At 53.2% G+C, this 11,785-nt stretch carries 7 protein-coding genes; 6 read left to right on the top strand and 1 reads right to left on the bottom strand.

Going from position 1 to position 11,785, the window contains the following annotated elements; genetic code table 11:
* Positions 1-261: transposase (locus BG52_RS07255; RefSeq protein WP_036667035.1), on the top strand; the 261-nt coding region annotated here is incomplete at its 5' end.
* Between the two features lie 7 nt (positions 262-268).
* On the opposite strand, the gene BG52_RS07250 is transcribed toward BG52_RS07255, so the two are convergent.
* On the bottom strand, positions 269-1,624 hold the full coding sequence (locus tag BG52_RS07250) for an ROK family transcriptional regulator (RefSeq protein ID WP_051602293.1): 1,356 nt from the start codon (positions 1,622-1,624) through the stop codon (positions 269-271).
* A 353-nt stretch (positions 1,625-1,977) separates the two neighbouring features.
* Between BG52_RS07250 and BG52_RS07245 the strand changes: the two genes are divergently transcribed.
* The 5 genes from BG52_RS07245 to BG52_RS07225 all read left to right on the top strand — a co-directional run bounded on the left by BG52_RS07245 (position 1,978) and on the right by BG52_RS07225 (position 11,784).
* Positions 1,978-3,315 (top strand): ABC transporter substrate-binding protein, encoded by a 1,338-nt coding sequence (locus BG52_RS07245; protein ID WP_223298937.1) that lies wholly within the window; start codon positions 1,978-1,980, stop codon positions 3,313-3,315.
* A gap of 101 nt (positions 3,316-3,416) precedes the next feature.
* Positions 3,417-5,198: a cache domain-containing sensor histidine kinase gene (locus BG52_RS07240; protein ID WP_036585852.1), complete on the top strand. Its 1,782-nt coding sequence runs from the start codon at positions 3,417-3,419 to the stop codon at positions 5,196-5,198.
* Between the two features lie 4 nt (positions 5,199-5,202).
* Positions 5,203-6,819, top strand: a complete 1,617-nt coding sequence (locus tag BG52_RS07235) for a response regulator transcription factor (RefSeq protein WP_036585862.1) — start codon at positions 5,203-5,205, stop codon at positions 6,817-6,819.
* Between the two features lie 152 nt (positions 6,820-6,971).
* The gene (locus tag BG52_RS07230) at positions 6,972-8,837 is read left to right on the top strand and encodes a glycoside hydrolase family 32 protein (RefSeq protein ID WP_051587748.1); all 1,866 of its coding nucleotides are present in this window, start codon (positions 6,972-6,974) and stop codon (positions 8,835-8,837) included.
* Positions 8,838-8,934: 97 nt separating this feature from the next.
* The gene (locus BG52_RS07225; protein WP_036585854.1) at positions 8,935-11,784 is read left to right on the top strand and encodes an extracellular solute-binding protein; all 2,850 of its coding nucleotides are present in this window, start codon (positions 8,935-8,937) and stop codon (positions 11,782-11,784) included.
* Position 11,785: the final 1 nt, after the last annotated feature.

The raw sequence follows: 11,785 nt of genomic DNA, 5'->3' as shown, positions 1-11,785 counted from the left end.
AAACCCAAAAACGGTCCGTCAAGCGAAGAGAAGCAAGTTGCCAAACAGGACACCGGAGAACGTAACGCAATAGAAGGCAAGTTCGGAGAAGGCAAGCGCAAGTACGGGCTTGGCTGCATTCGAGCACGCCTTGCAAAGACAAGCGAATCGGTTATTACGCTGCAACTTCTGGTGATGAACCTGGAGCGCAGGCTCCGCGTTCTTTTTTGCCTTATTTTCACGATGCTGTCACGTCGGCGCCTAGCTCTGAATTTCGGATAAAAATCATTCAGCAAGCCCTACCTATGCTGAATTGGTTCTCCAACACGATTTGAAGCGCTATGCCGAGGAATACAGCCGGGAATACCTGAAGCAGCAGAATGAACTGACTGAGCAGCTTGAGACTCACTATCAAGATAAGGCTTATGCGCAGGCTATTGCGAGAGAAATTATGATGCGCGGCGATTAGCGTTCTTTTATTGTGGGAGGCGTAAAAGGCAGAGGAAGCTTTCAGGTTAACCAGTCGCAAGGACAGATGACAATCGAAAGCGTCGTCGCTTGATGCTTCCCTCCTTCTTTTTCCCGGCGGGTGCCTCTTAGGCAACGTGCTCCGGTTGGGGGAGGATTCGCTTACTCTTTTCTTGATACCATCCATAACGGAAGCCAGCGATTCCGAAACGCCGCCGCCGATGATCACTTTTTCGGGATTTAACAAGCTGGCGATATTGGCAATCGCTGCCGACATCTCGATTACAAACTGATCCACATAATCTGCCGCTTTAGGGTCACCTTTGGCGTATTGCTCGAAAAGTTCTTCCGCCGAATATCCGCTTTTGCCCAGCGCCATACCTGATGTTTTGTTCTCAAAGGTACCGAATTCATCGGGACGGTTGACGATATGGTTTCGAATTTCCTCGGGCGTAATGAAGTAACCGATCTCCCCGGCAACGGACCGGTGTCCCTCTACCAGCGTCCCGTTGGCGATAATCGCGCTCCCCACGCCGGTTCCGATCGCAATGAATACGACATCGTCGGCGTTGTCTCCCGAGCCCCGCCATCTTTCGCCCAGCGCGGCACAGTTAACGTCATTGTTCAGAAATACGGGGAATGGAAAGTGAGGCTCAATTTCCTTTTTGACGTTCACATTCTTCAAGCCGAGCGCCGGCGCATCGAGCAATACACCCGTATTCCTGTCGAAAGTACCGGGAATCCCGATCCCCATTGCAATGATTTGTTCCAAGTCGATACGGGAGTTGCGGATGCAATCCTGAATCATCTCCGTCATTTCGGGTATTTGATTAACGGAGGATCGCTTCTCTTTGTATACGGCATTTCCATCAAGATCGGTAATCACCACTAAAATTTTGGTTCCGCCGATATCGACGCCGACCCCGTAAGCCGATGCCGGATTGAATCCGAGCTTCATCCCCCGCCGCCCGCCTTCTCTGGTGGAATCGCCAAAACCCAATTCGCTGACGAACTTTTTTTCAATCAGGTCATCGATGATGAGCGATACGGTTGAGCGGCTCAAATTTAATTTTTTGGCGATCTCCGCCCTCGTGATCGGCTGATGCCCGCGAATCTGCTCAAGCACCAAAGAACGGTTAATACTTTTGATCAAATCGAGGCTTCCTGTTTTTTTCATCTTGGTCTCCCTTGCGTGAGTTAGTTTGTTTGAAGTAAAAACTAACAATGGATAAATCATAGTAGAAATCCGGTCTTGTGTCAATATAGTTTTTGATATTATGTAATTATATCTAACATCATGCGATATATTTAATAGATAACTGTATGTTCATGGAGCATCTCATCGTATTTCGCGGGGGCAATTCGGTCTTGATTTTGCTGACTGACGTGGTAGACTTCACCTAAAAGGCACTCGGACAATAACCAAAATAATTTTAAAGGTCAGATCAGAGAATAGTGAATATATCGAAACCTTTTGTTTGATACGATACGGGAAGAAGCTTCATGCATAAACGAAAGGGGGCGGTACGCTTGAAAGAGAAAAAAATCAAGCCGGGTCTTGTGATTGTGTTTATAATTGTTCTGTTGGCCGGGTGCGCCGGCAGCGACGCCGGTCGGCCGTCACCTGCAGAAACGGACTCGAGTGAGCCTGTGACAGAAAAGACAACGCTTACGTTCTGGCGGAATTCGGGGAACAATGCTGAAAACTCGGCCTACGATCAATTAGTCGCACGGTTTATGGAGGAAAACCCCGGCATCACCATCAAGATGAGCCCGATTCCGTACGCTGATTATGATACCAAGCTGCGAACCTCCATCGCTTCTGGTCAGCCTCCGGATATTATGAGTATCGATGCGCCGAACATGGCTTCTTACGCCGAAGCCGGAGCGCTGCTGCCGCTGACCGATTATTTTAATTCGGACGGCAACATTGAGGATATTCCGCCATCGACCCTGTCTGCCTATACCTATAAGGACGAAATTTATATGGCGCCGTTAACCGAGTCGTCGATCGCGCTCTTCTATAATAAAAAGATGTTTGAGGCCAAAGGTATTCCGCTTCCTTCCAGAAACCCGGAACAACCGATCACATGGGATCAAGTGTTGGATGCCGCGCGAAAATTGACCGAACCGGATAAGGGCATTTATGGGATCGATCCGGCACAGGGATTCCAGAATGCCGGGGCGACCGCCTATTTTAAATATCCGATTATCTGGCAATTCGGCGGCGAAGTGATGAGTCCTGACGGCACGACATCACAAGGGTATCTGGATTCGGCGGAAACGAAAAAAGCGATTCGGTTTTATTCGGATCTCTATAACGCGCATAAAGTTTCAGCATTGGAATATCCGCCCGATCCGTTCCCGAGCGGCAAGCTGGCCATGACCATCGACGGTTCCTGGTCGCTGTCCCACTTTGCCGCCAACTTCCCCGATTTCAAGCTGGGAGAAGATTATGATGTAGCCCCTTTGCCGAAAGAAGCGGAGCAAGCCGTCGCGAACGGGAGCTGGGCGCTCGCCATATCTTCCCGCAGCGGCAATGCGGAGGCTGCGTGGGAATTTGTAAATTTCGTAACCGGATACGAGGGACAGAAAATGTATGTTTCCATGACGAAAGATATTCCGGTACGCTACTCCGTAGCGAAGGAAATCGGTGAGTTGAATGAATATCCGATGAACATCTTCGTCGTTCAGAATCAACGCTTCGGTCGTTCGCGTCCGATTACGCCGATATTTCCGCAGATGTCCGAGGCGGTAAACAAAGTGTTTGAGGAAGTTACGATCGGCAAGCGCAGTGTCGATGAGTCTGTGGCTGAAGCGATCAAGAAAATCGATGCGGCTTACTCGCTTTTGGAAGCCCAGAAATAGTGATAAGGATTTTGAAATTGACAACCTGAGAAAATTGAATATGTGCCTGCCCGAATTCTGATATGATTCCACTAGGAAGCAGGATTCTTCAGGGGGATTGTATGTTCTACTCGCTGCGCAGCAGATTGATGGTGGTATTCTCCATATTGCTGATTGTACCGCTCACTACAGTCATCTTTATATTAAGCCGGGAGTCCTCCGCATTGATCCGGTCTTCGATCGAGACCTCGACTTCACAGACGATCGACCAATTTGCCTCCCATGTCGTGACCTTGCTGACGCAGGTGGAGGATATCGGCACACAGGTCATGAGCAACCGGATCACCCAGGAGTGGACCGCCCTGCAGCTTAATCCGGAGAGCTCGGTTGAAGAGCGCGTCCTTGCCAAGCAAAAGCTTCGGGAGTATTTCTCATCCTATGCGGTAAACAACTCGAACGGCATAACCCTCAGCGCTTTCACCGATCAAACCGGCGGCTTGTGGACGCAGGACAAGGATTACATCCTGACCGAATGGCATTCGCAATACAGGCAGTACGGGAGAAGGTGGACGAATGCCCATAAGGACAGGGATCAAGCCGATCAAATTTTAACCGGCCGGGATGTAAACAGCTTTCTCTTGCCCTTGGTGCATCTTCAGTCGCTTCGGGAGATCGGTTTCGTCAAAATCAATTATCCGACCGGTGTATTGCGGGACGCGATCGAAAAGATCGGTTTCGGTAAAACCGGGAAGGTTTATCTGCTCACCCAGGATGGGACGAGCGTTCTGGGACAGGATCTCACCGAAAACCGGGACGTTCTGCGTAACGGATTAAGCCAATTGGAGCAGCGGTTCGAAGGCAAAACCAGCGGTGTTTTCCCGATTGAGCAGAACGATGTCACCTATCTGTTATTTTTCCGCAGATTGCCTGTGCAGGATTGGATCATTGTCGGCGAAGTTCCCGAAAAGGAGTTATACCAGCAAATCAGTGACACTACGCGCATGCTGCTGCTGCTCAGCGTACTTCTCCTGGTCGCGGTTATTGTCGTCGCTTTCTTGCTTTCCTTCGGTATTACAAAGCCGCTGAGTGCTATGGCCAGGGCTATGAAGCATGTCGAACGCGGGGAGTTCGGGCGAGCGAGGCAGAAGATGCCGGAAGCAAGGGCCGGCCACAGCGAGATCGGCTACGTGACACGGACGTTTGAAAATATGACGGAGCGTCTGCGCTATTTGATCGAAACGGAGTTTGAGACCAATTTGCGGCGCAAAAATGCCGAATACAAGGCGCTTCTGCTCCAGATCACCCCCCACTTCTATTACAATACGCTCGAGATTATCAGCGGACTTGCGGCGGCGAAGCGGGAGGAGCTCGTTATGGACGCCACCGAGGCGCTGGGCAAAATGATGCGGTACTCTCTTGATCTGGGCAGCGACATCGTCATGGTCAAAGAAGAGTTGGATTATATACGGGATTATTTGTTTATCCTGCAGTTGAGATACGAGGATCACCTGCATGTTGCCATGGAAGAAGACCCGGCGGCCGGTGAATGGACGATCGCCAAGTTCATTTTGCAGCCGCTTATCGAGAATGCGGTCAAGTACAGTCTGGAGAAGGAAGGCAAAGCCGGCATATCGCTGGCGACCCGGGTTGTCGAGGACCGGTTGTCGCTGACCGTGACGGATAACGGTATCGGCATGCCGCAGGAGCTGGTCGACAGCCTCGTGGCGGAGGTGCGCTCGGGTGAATCGATCCGTATCCTGGATAGCGGCGGACACAGCATCGGCTTGCGGAACGTACTGGCCCGTTGCCGGCTGTTTTACGGCGAGCAGTTCACGCTGCAAGTGGAATCCAAACTCGGCGAAGGTACGGCCATCACGTTGCAACTGCCCTTGGTAAGGAGCTGAGATGATGTTCAGAGTATTGCTGGTCGACGACGAAGCGGGTGTGCGAAACAGTATAAAGGCCAAAATCAACTGGGAGGCGGCAGGCTTCCGAATCGAATATGAGGCGTCCAACGGAGAGGAGGCGCTCCGCATCCTGAACAGCCAGCCGCTGCCGGACCTGGTAATGACCGATATCCGAATGCCGCAGATGGACGGCATTGCCCTCATTAAAGCCTGCAAGGAAAGGTACCCTCTGGTCCGAACCGTTGTCCTGTCCGGATATTCCGATTTCGAATATACCAAGGCGGCAATCCAACTGGGAGTGAAGGATTACTTATTGAAACCGGTCGTGCGCAGCGAGTTGTCTGATCTGTTGTCCAAGCTGGCGCTTGAGCTGGAGGAAGACCGGCATCAACAGCAGCGCAAGCAGATGGACCGGATTCAGAGCCGGCAGCAGCTGCAGATTCTTCAGGAGCAGCTGCTGCTGCAGCTGGTCAACAACGAAATGTTCAGCCTGGCTGCGGTGAAAGAGAGAATGTATCAGCTCCAACTGTCATCGCTGGCGGTCGACAATCTCTATATGCAGGTTGTGACCCTGGAGATGCGTATTCCGCAAGGGCGGATCGGTGAGTGGCATGACCGGAAAGATTTGCTTCAATTGTCCTTCCAGATGATGGGGAGGGAAATGGCGGAGAAAGAGGGCCGGATCTTTCCATTTCAAGACGTGAGCCAGCCGGCGATGCTGCATTTTCTCTTTTTGCTTGACGACACCAAGGCGTTGGATGGGTTTGCGGCCAGGTTCGTCCGGGAGCTGAAGCGCAAAATCAAGCAGTACTTGCGGCTGGACAGCGCGGCCGGGATCGGAGAGCCTTTCCAGGGCTTGAACCGGATCAAGAACGGCTATGCCTCGAGTATGCTTTCCTGGAGCCAAAGTACGATTGAGGAGACCGCCGTGAGCGGAGACAAACGAACACTGGAGCTGACGAACGCCTTTACACCGGAGTTGGAACGCAAGTTGATGCTGGCCATCGAGAATCTGGATATCCGGGCCTTCACCAGGCAGGTGCATGCTCTTTTCACCACGGATCGCGATACACCGATGATGTCTTTCACCTTCATGACGTTCCGGATAATCCTGTTGTTCATTGCGATTGCCAAAAAGTTCGAGCTTGGAAATTCGTCGCTGCAAAAGCACCTGTTCCACTGCCAGATGACGGTGTGGGATCACCGTTCCCGGGAGCAGGTGCTGGAGCAGTTGGATGAGCTGGCTCACCTGGTCATGGACGAAGTGAAGAAGACAAGGTTTGCAGGGGGACAGACACTGGCTGAAGCCATACGCAAGTATGTGGATGAAAACTTTTCATATGAGCTGACGCTTTCCTCGCTTGCCGAAATGTTTCATTTAAATGAAACCTATTTGTCCGGGTTGTTCAAACAGAACGCAGGCATTACCTTCAGCGATTACGTGACGAAGCTTCGCATGACGAAAGCCGAGCAGCTGCTGGGCGAGAGCGGATTGAAACTGACGGACATTGCGACATTGGTGGGGTATTCCAGCTCCAGTTATTTCAGCACATCCTTCAAGAAGTATTACGGGATGAGCCCGAAGGAATATCGGGAGCAGGTCATAAACAAAAAGTAGAATGTTTAACGTTGTAGAAGTCCCCGGGATCCCGGGGGCTTTTTTTGGCGCGCCTGAACAAATTGAAACTGCGCAACAGAGTAAAGTGAATTCTTTTTGAGCGGCAAATCGGTACAATGGCACATGACTAATACCGGAGTGGGGGTCCTTTCATGAAACAGTCGATTTCTCGTCGCAGCTTTACGCTGGCTGCCGCTATTGCAATTGTAATTCTGTTCATTTCGGCAGCAGCCCTCAAGGAGCAGTGGCAGAAGAGGGAGGCACAATCCTTCGCGCTTCCCGCCGGTTTCAGCTATAATCCCAAGCCGGATTATTACACGGAGAAATTTCGCCCGCAATACCATCTGTCGCCGGAGACCGCGAATATGAGCGATCCGAACGGCATGGTGTACTTCGCAGGGGAATACCACCAGTTTTACCAGCGCAGCGGCCAGTGGGGGCATGCGGTCAGCAAGGATTTGATCCATTGGGAGCAGCTCCCGCTGGCCATTGCCAAGGATGAGCTTGGCGATATCTGGTCCGGCAGCGCGGTCGTTGACTGGAAGGATACGAGCGGCTTTTTTGGCGGCAAGCCGGGGCTCGTTGCGATCTTCACCCACTTCAAGAACGGACTTCAGTCGCAAAGCATTGCCTACAGCTCGGATAAAGGGCGGACGTGGACGAAGTATGAAGGCAATCCGGTTATCCCGAATCCAGGTGTAAAGGATTTTCGGGATCCGAAGGTGTTCTGGCACGAGCCGACCGGCAAATGGGTCATGGTCGTTTCGGTGGATAAAAAGGTATGGTTCTATAATTCACCGGACCTTAAGACATGGGAGTGGACCGGCGAGTTCGGTCCGGGGAACGGTTCACATGCCGCGGTTTGGGAAACTCCGGACTTGTTCGAGCTGCCGATCGAGGGAACCTCGGAGAAGCGGTGGGTGCTGACGGTCAGTCTCGGGAACAACACACAGACCAAAGGTTCCAAAGCGCAATATTTCATCGGCTCCTTCGACGGAAAGAAGTTCAAGAATGACAATCTGCCGGCCGTCAAGCTGTGGACCGACTATGGCAAGGACTTCTATGCAGCCATGTCCTACTCGGATATTCCGCAAGAGGATGGCCGTCGTATATGGCTGGGCTGGATGTCCAATTGGCGTTACCCTTTTGCCATGCCGACCGGTGTGTGGAAGGGGAATATGTCGCTTCCTCGCGAGCTTCGGCTGCGGGACATTCCGGGAGAAGGGCTGCGCATGATTCAGGAGCCGGTTGAGGAGCTGGCGATGCTGCGAGGCAAACCCAGGAAGCTGAAGAAGCAAACGCTTGCGCCGGGGGACAATCCGTTCGAGGGCATAAAGGGCGCCTCCTATGAGGCGGAAATGACGTTTACGCCGAGTGGGCAGTCCGGCGCTTTCGGCATCAAGGTCAGAAAAGGAAGCGGGCAGGAGACGGTCATCAGCTATGATTCCGCGGCCCAGGAGCTCGTATTGGACCGTACGCGATCCGGCGAAAGCTCCTTTGAGGCGAACTTTGCGGAGCGGATGACTGCGCCTTTGAAGGTCAGGGGCGGCAAAATCAAGCTGAGGGTTTTTGTGGACGACTCGACGGTGGAAGTGTTCGCGAACGACGGAGAAGCCGTCATGAGCGCGATTGTGTTTCCGGACCCGCTCAGCAACGGATTGGAGCTCTTTGCGGCTGGCGGCAAGGTTGCCCTGGACAAAGCGGTCTATTATCCGATGCGATCCGTATGGCGGGATGAAGATCCTGACGGCGCCATTCCGAAGCGCATGTTGGTGAGTGATAACATCCTGCAATTGACTGAAGGAGATGTCCGCAGCCTGACGGCCGCCGTCGTTCCGTACGGAGCGAAGCAGCAAGTGAAGTGGGTGTCCGGCGATGAGTCGGTCGTGACGGTGCAGGAGCGCGGGGACACGGCTGCCGAGGTAACGGGGATCAAAGAGGGGAGAGCGGAGCTTACCGTGAGCAGCAAAGACGGAAGCGCGGTCAAGTCGATCAACGTGTTTGTCTCCAGGAAGTAAGCTTCTGAACATATTGCATGTTTTCAACAGAGGAAAGTGAAATCAGTTTCTGAACGGATTTGGTATAACTTGAAGTAACAAATAGCGGGGGTTAACTGTGAGGACGAAATCGAAGTGGATGATGGCCGCGGCACTCAGTCTCCTGTTTTTAATGATCCTGACTGTAATCACGGTGCTTGCCTTTAAGGAGCAAGAAAGCGTCGCGGCAGCGGATTATGAATATGCCGGCGCGGCACGTCCGGCAGACGGGAAGGCGCTCCAAGCGGAGGATACCATTGCTCGAAATACGACGGCTGCGCCGATACGGGAATGGGAAGGCCGTCGGAATGTCATGCGTTGGGAAGAAGGCGATGTCATGGAATGGGATGTGACTATCGCCGAAGCATCCGCATACGAGTTATCCGTTGGTTACTACCCGCTCGAAGGGAATGGGCAGGATATCGAATTCCAACTGCTGGTCGATGGCGAGCGGCTGACGGGAAACAGCGAGCCCTTTGAGTTGAACCGGGTCTGGCGCGATGAGAGCGGAGCATTGAAGCAAAGCCGCGGCAACGACCTGCGGCCTAAGCAAATCGAACAGCCTATGTGGCTGGAAAGCAAAGTCATTCAGCCGGGCGGCCAAGGCGGGCCGCTTCTGGTGGAGCTTTCGCAAGGCAAACACCGTATCCGGATCGAGAATGTTCGCGAATCGGCAGTGGTCGACTACTTGCAATTGACTCAAGCCAAAAAGCTTATAGATTATAAGGGTTACCGCCTGGAACAACAATCGAAAGCCGCACAGTCCAAGGCTCCCGGCGATTTTATCGCTTCCGTCCAAGCGGAACGGGCGTATCTGAAATCGTCTTCCGGACTGTTTCCGACCATGGACCGTACGAGCCCGCTTACAACTCCTTACCATCCGGTGAAGATGCGGGTCAACACGATCGGAGGCAGCAACTGGGATACCCCGGGGCAATGGATCAGCTGGCAACTCGAGGTGCCTGAGGACGGCTGGTACAAAATCGGATTTCGTTATCGTCAGAACGATGTCAAAGGTTCTTTCGTATCAAGAAAAATCTATATCGATGGACAGGTTCCCTTCAAAGAGCTGGGGAACGTCCGCTTCCCCTACGGCCTGAAGTGGGCGGTCAAGGAGCTGGGGGAAGAGACCGGAAAGCCGTATTCCTTCTACTTAACGAAGGGTGTCCGCGAAATCAGGCTTGAGGGCACGCTGGGCGAGCTGGAACCTTCGCTCCGATCGGTGAAGGATATGATTGCCGAGCTTCAGTCGGTGTACCGGGAAATCGTGATGGTGACGAGCGCAAGACCGGATCCGTACCGCGACTATGAATTGGAGAGAGCCATTCCTGATCTGCTGCCGAGATTCGAAAGCTTGTCCGGCCGCATGCAGGCGGAAGCCAAACGGCTGGATTCCTTGACGGGAAGCAATAATCCGGGCTCACGCTCGCTGATGCTGCTGGTTCGTCAGGTGAACAGTTTCATCGACCGGCCGGATACGATTCCGAAGCGGCTCGACAGCTACAAAACGAATTTAACGGGTTTGGCCGACTGGATGCTAAATGTCAGCAGCCAGCCGCTTGAGCTTGACTATCTGTACGCTGCATCGCCCGAACGCAAGCGACCCAAGGCCGAAGCGGGTTGGATGCAGAAGGGCATACATGAACTGAGGGCTTTCGCGGGCTCCTTTTTCGAGAACTACAACTCCCTGGATGACGGCAGCGGGGAAGCGAAATCCGTTGAAGTTTGGACAGGACTGGGAAGGGACCAGGCCTATGTCGTGAAGCGGTTGATCGACGAATCCTTCACGCCCGAAACCGGCATTAAGGTCGAGTTCAATTTGGTAGAGAACGCTTTGGTTGTAGCGGTTATGGCAGGAGAGGGGCCGGATGTCAACCTCCTGACCAGCCGCGGCGACGCCATGAACCTCGCGATACGAGGCGCGTTGGCTCCGCTGGACGGCTTCGAAGGGTTCGAGCAGCTGCCGGGACAATATATGCCGTCCGCCTTCACTCCTTATCAATACGAAGGCCGTACGTATGCGATACCGGAAGAGCAGGAATTCTTCATGATGTTTTACCGGGAAGATATTCTGAAGGAGCTTGGCGTCGAACCGCCGCAGACCTGGGAAGAGCTGCTTGAGATTGCGCCGAAGCTGCAGATCCGCAATATGCAGATCGGGCTCCCCTACGAGAACCTGGATGCTTTTCAGCTGCTGAGCCGCGGCATGGGGACCCTGAATCTGTTCCCGTCCCTGCTGATGCAGAACGGCAGCGGGCTTTATAACAAGGAATTAAGCGCAACCCGTTTCGATGAGCCCTCGGCCTATCGGGCGTTCAAGCAATGGACCGATTTCTACATGCTTTACGACTATCCGCTCTACAAGGACGATTTCAACCGATTCCGCACCGGCGAGATGCCGATTGTCATATCCGGCTACAAGCTGTACAACAGGCTGGCCAAGGCAGCACCCGAGATTGCGGGCACATGGAAGATGGTCCCGATCCCAGGCGTCAAGCAAGCGGACGGAACGGTCAATCGTGCGACGGGGGCGACCGGAACGGCGGGGATTATGCTGAACAAAGCTGTCAACAAAGCGGATGCGTGGACATTCCTGCAATGGTGGAACCAACCGGAGATTCAAAGCCGCTTCGCCAAGGAGCTGGAGAACGAATTGGGCGTGCTGGGCAGACGGATGCCGGCCAATCTGGAAGCCTTCGACTCGGCCAATTGGAGCCGTTCGGAGCAAGCCGCGCTCTTGGAGCAATGGGGTCAAGTGAACGAAATTCCGGAACTGCCGGGCGGTTACTACACGTCCCGCAATATCGACAATGCCTTCCGCAACGTGGTGTTCAATCTGGAGAATCCGCGCGAGAGTCTGTTCTATTGGAACAAACAAATCAACGAAGAGATCAAACGCAAACGGTATGAATTCGGGGTGGGTGATTGAG

It is taken from the genome of Paenibacillus darwinianus (assembly GCF_000598065.1).
Classification (GTDB): domain Bacteria; phylum Bacillota; class Bacilli; order Paenibacillales; family Paenibacillaceae; genus Paenibacillus_I; species Paenibacillus_I darwinianus.
Note: the sequence above shows the minus strand (reverse complement) of the source record. Positions and strands in the feature narration are given on the sequence as shown.